The 14564-nt window shown below is 63.4% G+C and carries 12 protein-coding genes; 2 read left to right on the plus strand and 10 right to left on the minus strand.

From position 1 onward, the window contains the following. Position 1: 1 nt before the first annotated feature. From LB541_RS15565 to cpaB, 10 genes are all read right to left on the minus strand, one after another. Positions 2-1177 carry a GGDEF domain-containing protein gene (locus LB541_RS15565; RefSeq protein ID WP_140495851.1) on the minus strand — a complete coding sequence of 392 codons (1176 nt, stop codon included), beginning with the start codon at positions 1175-1177 and terminating at the stop codon, positions 2-4. Positions 1178-1351: 174 nt separating this feature from the next. After that, positions 1352-1822 carry a hypothetical protein gene (locus tag LB541_RS15570; protein WP_140495850.1) on the minus strand — a complete coding sequence of 157 codons (471 nt, stop codon included), beginning with the start codon at positions 1820-1822 and terminating at the stop codon, positions 1352-1354. A gap of 162 nt (positions 1823-1984) precedes the next feature. Further along, the gene (locus LB541_RS15575; RefSeq protein ID WP_224618886.1) at positions 1985-2812 is read right to left on the minus strand and encodes a hypothetical protein; all 828 of its coding nucleotides are present in this window, start codon (positions 2810-2812) and stop codon (positions 1985-1987) included. Positions 2813-2872: 60 nt separating this feature from the next. Beyond that, positions 2873-3835, minus strand: a complete 963-nt coding sequence (locus tag LB541_RS15580; protein WP_140561476.1) for a type II secretion system F family protein — start codon at positions 3833-3835, stop codon at positions 2873-2875. Position 3836: 1 nt separating this feature from the next. Next, the gene (locus LB541_RS15585) at positions 3837-4802 is read right to left on the minus strand and encodes a type II secretion system F family protein (RefSeq protein ID WP_140495848.1); all 966 of its coding nucleotides are present in this window, start codon (positions 4800-4802) and stop codon (positions 3837-3839) included. A 4-nt stretch (positions 4803-4806) separates the two neighbouring features. Continuing rightward, complete coding sequence (locus tag LB541_RS15590) at positions 4807-6228, minus strand: CpaF family protein (protein ID WP_140495847.1); 1422 nt, start codon at positions 6226-6228, stop codon at positions 4807-4809. After that, positions 6225-7439, minus strand: a complete 1215-nt coding sequence (locus LB541_RS15595; RefSeq protein ID WP_140561477.1) for a CpaE family protein — start codon at positions 7437-7439, stop codon at positions 6225-6227. The genes LB541_RS15590 and LB541_RS15595 overlap by 4 nt, the downstream gene beginning before the upstream one ends. A gap of 24 nt (positions 7440-7463) precedes the next feature. Beyond that, a complete protein-coding gene (locus tag LB541_RS15600) occupies positions 7464-7733 on the minus strand; it encodes a hypothetical protein (protein WP_140495845.1) in 270 nt (89 codons plus the stop codon). Between the two features lie 4 nt (positions 7734-7737). Then, on the minus strand, positions 7738-9177 hold the full coding sequence (locus LB541_RS15605; protein WP_140520993.1) for a type II and III secretion system protein family protein: 1440 nt from the start codon (positions 9175-9177) through the stop codon (positions 7738-7740). A gap of 62 nt (positions 9178-9239) precedes the next feature. Continuing rightward, positions 9240-10166 (minus strand): Flp pilus assembly protein CpaB, encoded by a 927-nt coding sequence (gene cpaB / locus LB541_RS15610; RefSeq protein WP_246671066.1) that lies wholly within the window; start codon positions 10164-10166, stop codon positions 9240-9242. Between the two features lie 235 nt (positions 10167-10401). On the opposite strand from cpaB, the gene parE reads away from it, so the two are divergent. Both parE and LB541_RS15620 read left to right on the plus strand, forming a co-directional pair. Continuing rightward, positions 10402-12459, plus strand: coding sequence for a DNA topoisomerase IV subunit B (parE, locus tag LB541_RS15615; RefSeq protein WP_224619023.1), 2058 nt, complete (start codon positions 10402-10404; stop codon positions 12457-12459). 38 nt (positions 12460-12497) lie between these two features. Next, a complete protein-coding gene (locus tag LB541_RS15620; protein ID WP_224618887.1) occupies positions 12498-14564 on the plus strand; it encodes an FUSC family protein in 2067 nt (688 codons plus the stop codon).

Raw genomic sequence — 14564 nt, forward strand, 5'->3', positions numbered from 1 at the left:
ACTATGCTGAGCGCAAGGCCGGCTTGATCGGCTCGGCCTTGCCCATCCTTTTGTGGCTGACGACGCAATTGCGGCCCGCGCGCTTGGCGGCATAGAGCGCTGCGTCCGCCTCGGCCAGCACCTCGCCGAGGCTGTTGCCGTTGGCGCCGCCAAAGCCGATGCCTCCGCTGACAGTGCTGCGCAAGGGACCGTGGGAGGTCGCAACGATCTCGGTGCCGAAGGCGACGCCGATCTTGCTTGCGAGCTCGTAAGCCCTCTCTTCGGTCACCCGGGACATGACGATCGCGAATTCCTCGCCGCCGAGACGAAAGGCGTCGACGCCCGTTCTGGCATATTTTCTGATGACTGCGGCGAAGCGGCACAGAACCTGATCCCCCACCGGGTGACCATAGATGTCGTTCGTCTTCTTGAAATGATCGAGGTCGAACATGACGACAGCCATGAACGGACCGAAGGCCCGTTCGCCATGGAGCGACATCAATCCCCGGCGGTTCATCAGCCCGGTCAACGGATCGGTCATCGTCTCGGCCTTCAGCTCGATCTGCGCCTGCAGGTGATGCAGGGAAAGCGTCAATGCGCCGAGACCGGTCATGCAGGCCACGGCCACGACAGAATTCAGGCGTTCGGCCCAGTTATCGGGGGCTGCCCCGAGCGTCCATTGCCCCTTGGCCACCAGGACGACCGCGCAAAGTGCAAACGACACCGCACAGGTGCCGCCTAGGAACGAAACCACCAGCAGGATTTTGCGATCATGACTGCCGTTGAGCCAGAACATGGTTCCGATCGCCGAGAGCAGCACAGTCACCGTTACATAGGTAACGATGAAGCCTACCCCGTCGAGACCGAGGGAAGTCACCGCCGCGCAGATCGTCATGGCGGCCAATGTCGGCAAAATGGCACGCCGGTAATCCGGCACGCCGAGATACTGCATGGCCGAGAGGCAGATGACCAGGAAACCGAGGCTGAGCAATGCAAGCGCGACCTGGCAAAGCAGCGGATCAGGCTCCTTCGTGTATCGCCAGAACAGGATGACATGCACAACAAGCACGAGAATGCCGCACCCCACCGTCAGCACGAAGCTGGCCCGGGGCGCGGCGAACCAGATCGCGAACATGGTGATGCTGAGGCAGATGCCCGACAGCGCGGCTGCGAGCAGGAGCGAACTGAAATCCAGCATATTGGGCGGGGGTTCCCTGAGCGTCGGCCTTACCGCTGCATTCTAGGTCAGCGACAGCCATCAGACATGATTTTCAACTGATCTTTCGGCTGAGACCTTCGGATAGGGTTTACAAAGCGTCGACGCCGAGTGTCCCAAAATCGTCCTCGCGACATCATGGCCACCAGACAGCCGTCAGCCCTTGTTCAGGAGGGCAAGATTGGCATCGACGACCGTGGGGTCGGCCATGCCGGCCTTGGCTTCGAGCAGCAGCGCCCTTGCCTTTTTCCTGTTGCCGCGCAGCAATTGCGAATAGCCCATATTGTTGACGATCTGCGGCTTGCGCCCGGCGATCTTGAGCAACTGGTCGTAGGCACGATCGGCGAAGTCGAAACGGCCGAGTTCGTCATAGGAAGCGGCGAGCCCCATCCAGGCTTCCGCATTGTCGGCCTTCAACTCGACGGCCTTGCGGAAACGCTGTTCGGCAAGGCCGTAATTCGCGTCGCGAAACTGCGCCTTGCCTTCCGCCAGATCGGATGTGCCGACGTCCTTCGCGGCCGGTTGAATGGCGGTGGTTTTGGTGGTGTCGACGCCACTCGTCGTACAACCAGACATCATCAAGACGGCCGCCATCGCGGCCATTGCCGTTAAATTGCTGTGACGCATGCCCCTGCCCCATCGCCCGGTTTTTTGCCGGGTCGTTCTTCAGGAAACACACTATTCCAGAGCAATTAAACTTAGGTGCCGAAACGCCGCCAAAATTAGGCCCTGGGTACACCAGCTATTAACCACCAGGCCGCAACGCCTCGATCACGGCCAGCGGCGTTCTCACGGTTCCAGGGCCTTGAGTCCCGCCGGAACCGTATACCGGCTGCCGTCATAGCGCAGCCGGTAGGTTTGGCTCACGGACTTGCCGGGGTGGGGCTGGCACTCGCCATTGCTGTCGGGCAACGGATTGTCGGTATCCATCCGTTCGACCACCGCGATGTCGTGGTAGCCATGATGTTTGGCCGGGCTCATCGCCAGGCTCACCTGACTGATATGGAAGGATCCGGCGCAATTGGTATCGCCCTCGCCGCCATTGCCGGCCACGACCAGGCCATCGAGCACCATCCGCAGGGCATCGCCGTCCTCGGCATAGAGCCGCAGGTCGGTTTCACTGAAAGGGTTAGGCAGCGAATTGTTCGCCATTTCGATGCGCAGGCCGAAGGCGGAGACATCGGGCGCCAGCGCATACCGGCCGGTATCGAGTTCGAACTTGCGGATGGCGATGGCATCATCATTCATCAGCCCGGGCTGCAGCAGACGCTGGCGCACCTGCCGGCTTTTCCTGTCGATGACCAGAAGCTCGATATCGCCGGCATGCGCGTAGTCGCTGGGTTGCGAACTGTCCATCAGCGGCACCGCGACCAACAGCAGGGCCTCATGGGCGGGCCAGATCTTGCAGACCAGCCCCGGCGGGTCGCCAAATGCGGACGTCAGGGCGATGCTGGTGTGGGGTTCGAGCGTGAACGAGGCACCGTCAGCGCTCTTGCGGGCCTTGGGATAAGCCTGCTGCACCAGGGCAGCGGCATCGCCGCAATCGGCTGCAGCCCAGACGGGCGACAGACTGGCCGCGGCAAGGCCGAGGACAAAAGCGCGCAACAGCATTCGCATGGACTTCTCATTCATTTGCGGACTTTGCAGATCGCCGGCTTCACTGAATATCAGCAAATCCTAGTGGCCGGTCATTTTGACGATGATCGGAATGACCGCGATCATCAGCACCACCGGCAGGATGCAAACCACGACCGGCACCGACATCTTGGCCGGCAAGGCATGCGCCTTTTCCTCGGCCAGCGACATGCGCTTGTGGCGCATCTCGTCGGAAAAGACGCGCAGCGCCCCCGACAGGCTGGTGCCAAGCTCCTTGGACTGTTGCAGCAGCGTGGCGAAGGAGCGCACCTCGTCCAGGCTCAGGCGATCGGCGAGCGCCTTCAGTGCATCGTCGAGGCTGCGCCCGGCCCGCAGCTCCAGCGACACGAGCTGCAGGTTCTGGCTGAGCGACGGGTAGGTCTTTGCGAGTTCCTTCGAGACGCGCTCGACGCCCGCTTCCATGCTCATGCCGGCATCCGAACAGACGATCATCAGGTCCATGAAATCGGGGAAGCCGTTGCGGTATTCGCGCATCTTTTCCCGTATCTTCTGGGTCAGCACCAGCCCTGGCAGGAAATAGCCGGCCACGCCCGACAGCACGACGAAGGCCCAGCGGCTGGTCATCGTGGCGTCGGGGCTGGCCATCCAGCGGTTGAGCACGAAGACGGCGAGCGCGATGCCCACCATCGCCGTGAAACGGATGAGGAAGAACATGCCGACGGCGCGCGCCTCCATGTAGCCCGCCTGGATGAGTTTCAAACGCAGGCGGGCGACATTTTCAGGATCGCTCTTGGCGTAGAATTCCTGCGCCTTCTTCACCGCCTTCTCGCGAACGACGCCGGTATTCTTCTTCTGGACCGGTTCCGGCCTGGCGGCCACCGGACCGTCGTCGACCTTGAGCCTCCGCCTGACTTCGTTGCGATCGCCCTTTGCCACCACCATCGGCCAGGCAAAAGCGGCAGCGCCCACGGCCAGCAGCAGGACAGCCACCGGCATCAGCGAGGTCGGCGCGAGCGAGGCGAGGAATTCAACGACCTTCTGCATGTCAGAATTTGAAGTTCGACATTTTGAACATGATCAGATTGCCCAGCATCAGCCAGGTGACCGAGCCACCAACCATGTACCATGTCTTCGGCACGCCCCAGACGTCGCTGTAATATCCAGGCATGAATGCCATGATGGTCGTGAACAGCAGCGCCGGCACGGCCGTCAGGATATAGGCCGACAGACGGCCTTCGGTTGAAATGGCGCGCACCTTGCGGCGCAGCTTGCCGCGTTCGCGGATCGTCGTCGACAGTCCGTCGAGGATTTCGCGCAGATTGCCGCCAGAACTCGTCTGGATCGACACGGCGGTGACGAACAGCGGCAGATCCTCATGGCCGACCCTGTCGAACAGCGAATTCAGCGCCGAAACCAGATCCGAACCAAAGGTCACCTCATCGGCAATCACGCCGAACTCGGTGCCGATCGGGTCGGGCATTTCGCGCGACACCATGGCGATGGCCACCGGTACCGGATGGCCGGCCTTGAGGCCGCGCGTAATCAGTTCCAGCGCTTCCGGCAACTGCATGCCGAACCGCTTCAGCCTGCGCTTGCGCATGGAGCGCATCGCCATCACCGGCAGCACCGGCACCACCACGACAAACAGAATGGCGCCCATCAGCAGCGGCAAGCCATACCAGATGGCGGCAAGGGCCGCAGCCAGCGCCATCCCCGAAGTGATCATCAGGAACTTCGACAGCGGCATGATCATGCCCGACTGGGCGCGCAGGGCGCGAAAACGGTCAGGCGAGAACAGCGACGTGCCCGCATCGAGACCGCGCTCCTTGCGCAATTGGATCAGCACCTGTTCCTGGCTGATCCTGTTTTCCTGCAGCTTCATGCGCCGGTTGATGGCGGTGCGCCTGTCGCTGCGGCCGGCATAGAGCAGGTAAACGGCCTCGGCGATCATGATGCCGGTCAATGCAGCCCCGGCATAGACGACATAGATCGCGCTGAACCCATCCAACACCTGGTTACTCCTGCGGCCGGCCGGGTTCGAAATAGCGCCCGGGAAACTCGATGCCCATGGCGCGCAGGTCCTCCAGGAAGCGCGGCCGGATCCCGGTCGCTTCGAAATGGCCGAGGATCGTGCCGTCGGCGTCCATGCCGGTGCGCACGAAGCGGAAGATCTCCTGCATCTGGATGACGTCGCCTTCCATGCCCGTCACCTCGGCGACGCTCGTCACCTTGCGCTTGCCGTCGGAGAGCCGGGTCAACTGGACGATGATGTCGATGGCGCTGGCGATCTGGCTGCGGATCGATTGCACCGTCATCGGCATGCCGGTCATGCCCAGCATCTGCTCGAGCCGCGAAATGGCATCGCGCGGCGTGTTGGCGTGAATGGTGGCCATCGATCCTTCGTGGCCGGTGTTCATGGCCTGAAGCATATCGAAGGCCTCCTCGCCGCGGCATTCGCCGAGGATGACGCGATCGGGCCGCATGCGCAGCGCGTTCTTGACGAGATCGCGCTGCTTGAGCTCGCCATGGCCTTCGATGTTGGCCGGCCGGGTTTCCATGCGCGCGACATGCGGCTGCTGCAACTGAAGCTCCGCCGCGTCCTCAATGGTGATCAGCCGCTCGTCCTCGGGAATGAAGGCCGACAGCGCGTTGAGCATGGTCGTCTTGCCGGTGCCGGTGCCGCCAGAAATGATCGTTGTCTTGCGGGCATGTACTGCCGCAGCAAGCACTTCGGCCATGTTCTGGGTGATGGCGCCGAATTCGACCAGCCGGTGCAGGCCGAGCTTGTTCTTGGAAAATTTGCGGATCGACACCAGCGGCCCGTCGACCGCCACCGGACGGATGGCGGCGTTGAAACGCGAGCCGTCCAGCATGCGGGCGTCGACCATCGGCTGCGATTCGTCGACGCGGCGGCCGACCGCGGCAACGATTTTGTTTATGATTCTAAGCAGATGCGCCTCATCCTTGAACGGAATGTGGACCTGCTGCAGCTTGCCCTTCTTTTCGACGAAGCAGTTCTGATGGCCGTTGATCAGGATATCATTGATGTCGGGGTCCTTGAGCAGCGGCTCGAGCGGGCCGAGCCCGACCATCTCGTCGACGATGTCGTCGACCAGGGCATCGAGTTCGACGGTGTTGATCGCCATCCGCTCTTCGCGCGTCTTTTCCGACACGAAATCATGCACCTGCCGGCGCATCTCGTCCCTGGGCAGCCGCTCCAGCGCGACAAGATTGATCTCCTCGAGCAGCAACCGGTGGATACGCACGCGCGCATCGAGCACCTTGTTGGCGCTCTTGCCCGGCACGGCTTCGATTTTCGCCGGCAAGACCTTCCGGCTCGTCGGGATGACGACCGCGTGGTGCGCAACCGCCGTCGGCTCGGCGGAGCGCTGCGGACGCGCATCGCGGTTCTGCAAGGTGGAAAAGCGGCTGCTCATCCGGCCTTCCTCTTCAAAAGGCTCTTGCCGAAGCCGAACAGCGATTTCGATTTGCCCGGCGCCGCCGCCACTTCCTCCGGAAGGATGATCCTCTTCAGGTCGTTGACGACGTTGGCATTGGCATCGATCTCGTGCAGCGGCACGCCGCGATCGACGGCCTCGCGCACCAGCCGGTAATTGTTGGCGATGCCGCCGACGAAATGCTCGCCGAGGATTTCCTGGACGTCCGCCTGCTTGATGCCGCTGTCAAACATCTTCTGCTCGAAACGGTTGACGATGACGTTCGGCTTCACTTCCTTGCCGGCGGTCTCGTAGACCGCCTGGATCAGGCGTTGCGTGTGGCGCAGGCACGGTACCGTCATTTCGGCGACGATGTAGAGCTTGTTGGAGCCGAGCAGCACCGTCTCCGTCCACGGAAACCAGGTGCGCGGCATGTCGATGACGACATTGTCGAAATAGGCCGAGACGAGGTCCAGCATCCGCACCACGACGTCGGTCTTGAACGAGCGCATCTCCGCCGGCTGCGTCGGTGCGGCCAGAACACAAAGCCCGCTGGCATGCTTGGACAGCATCACGTCGAGCAATTGCCTGTCGAGACGCTCCGGCTGGTTCTCGATTTCGGTGATGTCGAAACGCGGCTCCAGGTCGAGATATTCGGCGCAGGCGCCCTGCTGGAAATTGAGGTCCACCACGCAGGTCGAGGCGCCGCGCGTCACTGAATGATGCAGCTGGAACGCGGTCTGCAAAGCCAGCGTCGTGGTGCCGACGCCGCCTGCCGCGGGCATGAAGGTATAGATCTGCGACTCGGTGTTTTCCTCACGCCCCGGCCCTTGCAGCGCACGCACCACCGAACGTACGAGATCGGCCGTGGTGATCGGCTTGACCAGGAAATCCGCGACCTTGAGCTGCACGAGGATGCGCGCGGCGGCGGCGTTGAATTCCTGGGTGACGACCACGACCGGCGCCTTGCCTTCCAGCCGACGCATGACGCGTTGCAGCGCATCGATCTCCTCAAGCTTCGCTGCGTCCATATCGACGATGATCGCGCCGAGATCGGCCTCCTGGACCTCGCCGCGAAGTTCGGTGATGTTCTTTTCCACCGTCGAGAGCTGGATGATCTCCGAGGCGGCAAACGCCGTCCGCGTGTCCTGCGCGAAGGTTCTGTCCGTCGATATGAGCAGGATTTTCCTGGTCTTGATGCCGTTTGCCATTACTTGTCAGCCTGTGATCTCGGATCAATTGTCGGCGCTGGCTTGCGATGCCTTGGCGCTGGCCGCCTGCTCGGCGGTGGCGGGTTCCGTGCTGCCGCGCTGGGCAGGCACGAGAAGCCTGGTGTTCTGGACGCCGTATTTCCAGGGATCGACCATCTGCATGACGGTGTTGGCGGCCTGGGCCTCCCCGGCGCCGCTCGTCACGCCTTCGCTGCGCACATAGTCGTCACTCGTGCATCCGGCGGTGAAGCCGGCAAGCAGCAAGGCGACGCTCGAGCTCAAGACCAGACGCATGGCTTCAGTCCTTCGGCAGGTCGAGGAAATGCCCGACTTTGGTGGCGGGAGCGGCACGCGCGGCGCTGCCGTCAGCCAGCGCCAGCGCGCGATTGGTGTCCGACGCCCTCACCTCCTCGGTGTTGTTGAGGAAATAGTCGACATTGCTGGCAGGCTGCGTGCCATCGGTCGGCTCGGCCATTTTCTTCGACGGATCCACCGGCTTGACCAGGTAAGGCGTGACGATGATCACCAGGTCCGTCTCACGCCGCTGGTAGGATTTCGACGAGAACAGGGCCCCGAGCACAGGCATCTTGCCGAGGCCCGGTATGCGCGAGGTGGTGATGTCGTTCTGCGACTGCAGCAGCCCCGCGATCATGAAGCTCTGGCCGTTCTTCAGGTCGACCGACGTCCTGGCGCGGCGCACGATGAAGCCGGGCACCGAGATGCTGCCGATATTGTAGGAAGCCGACGCGTCGATCGAGGAGACTTCCGGCGCGATGTCGAGGCTGACCAGCCCGTCCTTCAGAACCGTGGGCGTGAAATCCAGGCTGACGCCGTACTTCTTGTAGCTGACGGAAATCTTGCCGTTGTCTTCGGAAACCGGGATCGGAAACTCGCCGCCGGCCAGGAAGCTCGCGGTCTCGCCGGACCGGGCGATCAGGTTCGGCTCGGCCAGCCGACGAGCCAGGCCGCGCTCTTCCAGTGCCTTGATGGCGATGTCGATGGAAACGCCATTCGACAACAGCTTGCCGATGATCTCGCCGGTCCCCGCCGGCTCAATGGTGCCGGGAGCAATCGTCACGTCGCGTCCGCCCATGCCATAAGCGAAATTGGCGCTGTATTTGGCGCCGAGGTCCTGTCCGGCCTGACGGTTGATCTCGACGAAGCGGACATTGAGCTGGACCTGCTGCGAGGACGAGATGTTGACCGAATTGATCACCTCCTCATTGCCGGAGAAGCGGGTGGCGATCTTGTTGGCCTTTTCGGCGGCGACCGCGTCATCCGCCTCGCCCGACAGCACGACACGCCCATTGGCGGAGCCGACCTTGATCTTGGCGTCCGGCACGCTGGCGCGGATGGTGTCGGCCAACTGGTCGGTATCGAGCGTCACTTCGATGTCTACGGTGCCGACGAGCTGCTTGTTCTCGTCGAACAGCGCAATGCCAGTGGTGCCGAGATTGTTGCCCAGCACATAGAAGGATTTGTCGGTCAACGGGTTGACGTTGGCGATCTCCGGATCGCCGATGACGATCTGGTAGAAGGCCGCGCTCGTCATGATCGTCTTTGGCTTGCCCTTGGCGACCTTGATCGAGGCGTTCTTGGTCGCCGAGACATAGACGATGTCGTTGTCCGCCCTGGCCGGGCCGGCGAAGATGCCGGCCGCCGCCATCGTCACCGCCATCGCCATCGCCTGCGCGACGTGCAACCGGCCTGTCGTTCGATATTGAAGTTGCCTGAACATTGTTCCCGTCCCGTCCGGTCCCCACCGGTCCTGCTCTGGTTCCACTCAGGAACCTGATATTCCTATTTCTGGTCCCGCGCAGGAACCTGATATTCCTCGGCCGTCGTTCCACGCGTCACGATGACCGTCTTGAATTTCGGCTTCTCAGGCTCCTTTGCCATGGCGTCGAACAGCGAGCCGGCCGCGGCCTGCGCCTTGCCCGCCACCGATCCGCCAAAGGAGGAGATGGTGGTGACACCGTCCTTGCCCTCGCCGCCCTCGCTGGCGGAGCGAAGCGACAGCGACAGCGTGCCGACAGTGCGGGCCAGCGCCACTTTCTGCGCGCCTTCGGTGGTCACCTCGATGGTTATGGAATTGGCCACCTGCGGCGTCGTTTGGCGCTCGTCGGCGCCCTGCCCGACGCTCAGTACCTTCGCGTCGGCAACGACGATCTCTGAGGTGATGGTCGAACCGGCGGCGCCTTGCGCATTCTTGGCCACTTCCTGGATTTCGCCGGCATCGCGCGTCAGCACGACATCGACCCGGTCGCCCGGCGTGACGAAGCCGCCGACGCCCGCGATCTCGTCGGTGCGGATGGTGACGGCCCGCATGCCGGGCGTCAGCATGTTGGAGAGCGTGGCGCGGCCATTCGGGCCGGACAGCTTTGTAAGCAGCACCGGTTCGTTGACCTCGATCGGCGACAGCACCACGCGGTTGCCGTCCCCGAGCAGTCCATCGATGGTGGCGAAGGCGCCCTGCGGCAGCGAATCCTGCGGCCACGGAATTTCGCTGAGTTTCGCGCGGTCGAGATCCATGCCGTACCGCAACGGTGCATTCGCCACCACGATGGTCTTGAATTCGACCGTCGGCGCGGCGGGCGCCGCGATCGACGCGGTTTTCTCCTCGGCGTCGGCCCTGGCCTGGCGCTTGACCCAGAAATCCGCGGCAAAGATCGAGATCGCGCCGAAAACGGCGGCGATGCCGATCATCGTTATGGCCTTGCCCCTCACGCCCAAACCCCTGATGCCCGTAGTTTCTTGTTATGTTGGCTCACGCTAGGCGGCATTGTTAAAGAATCAGGAATCTTCTCGCTGGCTATCCGCCTGATTTCCGCCGGCTTGGTTATCGAATGGTTTTAGGATAAGAGGGGGTTAATCCCCGAACGTAACAGGAACCTCCGTCGCTTGGCGCTGAAAAGCGTGGCAGTATCGGCGGGTGATTCGCAGCTTGGGCTCTATGGCAGGCATGGACGACAACAACGATCTTTTCGGCAATCTGGAGAAGCAGCCGCAACCGGTTCGCACACCGGCGCGTCCGGCCGATCCGCTGGTGCAGGCGGCAGCCAAGCGTCCGGCGGCGTCTCGTGACGGCTCAGAGGGCTACAGCGCCGCCGATATCGAGGTACTCGAAGGCCTGGAGCCGGTGCGGCGCCGTCCGGGCATGTATATTGGCGGCACCGACGACAAGGCCATGCACCATCTGTTCGCCGAGGTCATCGACAACTCGATGGACGAGGCGGTTGCCGGCCATGCCACATTCATCGATGTCGAGCTTTCGGCTGACGGCTTTCTCACCGTCACCGACAATGGCCGCGGCATTCCCGTCGATCCGCATCCGAAGTTCAAGAAGCCGGCGCTCGAAGTGATCATGACGACGCTGCATTCGGGCGGTAAGTTCGATAGCAAGGTCTATGAAACCTCGGGCGGCCTGCACGGCGTCGGCGTCTCCGTGGTCAATGCGCTGTCGGATCATCTCGAAGTCGAAGTCGCGCGCGGACGGCAACTTTACCGGCAGCGCTTCTCGCGCGGCATTCCGGTCAGCGGCCTCGAGCATCTTGGCGAAGTTCACAACCGGCGCGGCACCAGGACCCGTTTCCACCCCGACGAGCAGATCTTCGGCAAGGGCGCCGCGTTCGAACCGGCGCGGCTCTACCGCATGACGCGCTCGAAAGCCTATCTGTTCGGCGGCGTCGAAATCCGCTGGACCTGCGATCCCTCCCTGATCAAGGAAAAGGACACCACTCCGGCCAAGGCCGAATTCCATTTTCCCGGCGGCCTCAAGGACTATCTGAAAGCGTCGCTTGGCGACGAATTCCAGGTGACGCGCGAAATCTTCGCCGGCAAGAGCGACAGGCAAGGCGGCCATGGCTCGCTGGAATGGGCAGTGACCTGGTTCGGCGGCGACGGCTTCATCAACTCCTACTGCAACACCATCCCGACCGGCGAAGGTGGCACCCACGAGGCCGGCTTCCGCAACGTCTTGACGCGCGGCCTGCGCGCCTATGCCGACCTCGTCGGCAACAAGCGCGCCTCGATCGTCACGTCGGAGGATGTCATGATCTCGGCGGCGGGCATGCTGTCGGTGTTCATCCGCGAGCCTGAATTCGTCGGCCAGACCAAGGACAGGCTGGCGACGATCGAGGCGATCCGTATCGTCGAGACGGCGATTCGCGACCCTTTCGACCATTGGCTGGCCGACAATCCGCAGGAAGCGTCGAAGCTGCTCGAATGGGTTATCGCACGCGCCGACGAGCGGGTACGACGCCGCCAGGAAAAGGAAGTATCGCGCAAGAGTGCGGTGCGCAAGCTGCGCCTGCCGGGCAAGCTTGCCGATTGCACGCAGAATGCGGCCGCCGGCGCCGAACTCTTCATCGTCGAAGGCGATTCGGCCGGCGGCTCGGCCAAGCAGGCTCGTGACCGCGCCAGCCAGGCGGTGCTGCCGCTGCGCGGCAAGATTCTCAACGTCGCCAGCGCCGGCAACGACAAGCTGGCCGCCAACCAGCAGATTTCCGATCTGATCCAGGCGCTTGGTTGCGGCACGCGGTCGAAATACCGCGACGAGGATCTTCGCTACGACCGCGTCATCATCATGACCGACGCCGACGTCGACGGCGCTCACATCGCCTCGCTGCTGATCACCTTCTTCTACCAGGAGATGCCGAACCTGGTTCGCGGCGGACATCTCTACCTGGCGGTGCCGCCGCTCTATTCGATCCGGCAGGGCGGCAAGGTCGCCTATGCGCGTGACGACGCGCACAAGGACGAATTGCTGCGCACCGAGTTCACCGGGCGCGGCAAGGTCGAGATCGGTCGCTTCAAGGGCCTGGGCGAAATGATGGCCGCGCAGCTCAAGGAGACCACAATGGACCCGAGGAAGCGTACGCTGCTCCGGGTCGATGTGATCGATGCCGAGGCCGCCACCAAGGACGCGGTCGATGCGCTGATGGGCACCAAGCCGGAGGCTCGTTTCCGATTCATCCAGGAACGCGCCGAATTCGCGGAAACGGAAGTGCTGGATATCTGAGCGCAGGCCGGTCGATCAAGGCTTGCGGAGACGCGCGTGTGAGCTGGCAACGGCTGAAAGGCTATTTCGAAGCGGGTCTTGCCGGGCTGACACAGCCGACCCGGTCGGACTGGATTTTCGCCTTGCGCACGGTCTCGGCCGGCCTGATCGCGCTTATGGCCGCCTACGCCCTCAAGCTCGATCACCCGCAATGGGCGATGATGACGGTGTTCATCGTTGCCCAGCCGGTCGCCGGCATGGTGTTGGCGAAAGGCTTTTATCGGTTGCTCGGCACGCTGGCGGGCGGTGTTGCCGCAATTGCCATCACCACTGTCTTCGGCACGAATCCCTGGGTGCTGGTGACGGTGCTTGCCCTATGGATCGGCCTCTGCACCTTCGTCTCGTCGCTGCTGCGTAACCCGGAAGCCTACGGGGCGGCGCTGGCCGGCTATACCGCGATGATCATCGGCTTGCCGGCGTTTGGCCAGCCGCATCTCGTCGTCGACCTCGCGGTCGCGCGCTGTGCCGAGATCGTACTCGGCATTGTCTGCGCCGGCCTGACCAGTCGGCTGATCCTGCCCAAATTAGCCAGCGAGGCCATCATCTCGCGGCTGAAGCGCAGCATTCTCGACCTTGCCACCTATGCCGGCGGCGCCTTTTCCGGCGGCGACACGGCAATGCTTTCCGGCCTGCACCGGAAGCTGGTCGCCGACACCCAGACGCTCGCCGAGATGCGCGCCTACGCCAGGCTGGAGGCCCCGAGCTTCGCGCCGCGCGCCCATCCGGTCCGGCGCACCATCGGACAACTGCTTTCAGCCCTGTCCGCGGCCCGCGCGCTGCATTCACACGCCGCACCGAAGAACGCGGCGCTCATTCCGGTGCGCTCGGAGCTGCAAGCCCTCGTCACTGAAATGGCGGCGACGCCAGGCGCGCTCGACGACACGGCGCCCTGGCTGGCACGGCTCGACGCGATCGGCGCCAAAGCAACGCAGATGCCCGACGCCTTGGCCGACCAGGACGGCGACAGGGTCGGCACCGTCACCCGGCTCACCATCGCTGCCGATTTCGCCGAAGCGCTGAAGCAGGCCCTGCGCGGTCTCGATGCCTTGCGTGCGCCCGTCACGCGGCCTTCACGCGAACGCAGGCCCCCGGCGCTGGTGGTACATCGCGATTATCACGGGGCGAGCCGCAACGCGGTCCGCGCGGCACTTGCAACGCTGCTGGTCGCCGCTTTCTGGCTGACGACGAGATGGTCGGAAGCCGCCGGCACGGTCATTCTGGTTGCCGTCGTGTCGAGCTTGTTTGCCGCCCGCCCCGATCCGGTGCGGGTAGCCTGGGGGTTCTTCCAGGGAACGCTGTTGGCTCTGCCCTTTGCCTTTCTCGTCGGCCAGATCGCGCTTCCCGTTTTTCCTGGTTTCGGCTGGTTCATGCTGTTCGTCGTACCGATCCTGGTGCCGGCGGCGCTCGCCATGGCCAATCCCCGCTATGTCGGCGTGGCGACGGCCTTCGCCATCAATTTTCTTGCTTTCCTCAGCCCGCACCAGGCGATGACCTACGACCCGGGCCCGTTCTTCGCCGGCTCGGCCTCGATCCTGGTCGGCATCCTTTTGGCAATCGGCGTCTTCATCATCGTGCTGCCCGCCGACCCATGGCTCGCGGCGCACCGCATCGTGCGGGCCATGCGCGAGGATCTGGCGCGGCTTTGCCTGCACGAGCGCGTGCCGAGGCGTTCGGCCTTCGAGAGCCTCGCCTATGACCGCATCAACCAATTGATGCCGCTGGTGCAGACCAGCGGCAGGAAGGGTGAAGCGGTTCTGGGCGGCAGTGTCGCCGCCGTCACCGTCGGTCTGGAGATCCTGCGGCTGCGTGCCGCGCAGCAGGCGCACGCGGTTCCGGCCGAGACGACGCTTTCGATCGCCAACTTCCTGCGTGGACTGGCACGCGAACTGCTCTTCCGCGCCCCGGGCGACCCGCAGACAGCCACCATTGCCGTCGCCCGGCAGTATGCCGCCGGCATCGCTCAGCGAAACGCCACTGGTGAAATGCTCCAGATTGCGGCGTCACTACGGATTATCGCGGCGGCGATGGAGGATTTCCCGGATTTTTTTGCCAAGGATAAAGGCTAA

Origin of the sequence: Mesorhizobium sp. BR1-1-15, assembly GCF_020165475.1 — a bacterium.
Taxonomy (GTDB): Bacteria; Pseudomonadota; Alphaproteobacteria; order Rhizobiales; family Rhizobiaceae; genus Mesorhizobium.

Excerpts from the sequence above, each read along its gene's own strand:
- LB541_RS15580 (WP_140561476.1), bottom strand. The coding sequence starts at position 3,835 with ATGCAGAAGGTCGTTGAATTCCTCGCCTCGCTCGCGCCGACCTCGCTG.
- LB541_RS15605 (WP_140520993.1), bottom strand. The coding sequence starts at position 9,177 with ATGTTCAGGCAACTTCAATATCGAACGACAGGCCGGTTGCACGTCGCG.
- LB541_RS15590 (WP_140495847.1), bottom strand. The coding sequence starts at position 6,228 with ATGAGCAGCCGCTTTTCCACCTTGCAGAACCGCGATGCGCGTCCGCAG.
- LB541_RS15600 (WP_140495845.1), bottom strand. The coding sequence starts at position 7,733 with ATGCGTCTGGTCTTGAGCTCGAGCGTCGCCTTGCTGCTTGCCGGCTTC.
- LB541_RS15595 (WP_140561477.1), bottom strand. The coding sequence starts at position 7,439 with ATGGCAAACGGCATCAAGACCAGGAAAATCCTGCTCATATCGACGGAC.
- parE (WP_224619023.1), top strand. The coding sequence starts at position 10,402 with ATGGACGACAACAACGATCTTTTCGGCAATCTGGAGAAGCAGCCGCAA.
- LB541_RS15570 (WP_140495850.1), bottom strand. The coding sequence starts at position 1,822 with ATGCGTCACAGCAATTTAACGGCAATGGCCGCGATGGCGGCCGTCTTG.
- LB541_RS15565 (WP_140495851.1), bottom strand. The coding sequence starts at position 1,177 with ATGCTGGATTTCAGTTCGCTCCTGCTCGCAGCCGCGCTGTCGGGCATC.
- LB541_RS15575 (WP_224618886.1), bottom strand. The coding sequence starts at position 2,812 with ATGCGAATGCTGTTGCGCGCTTTTGTCCTCGGCCTTGCCGCGGCCAGT.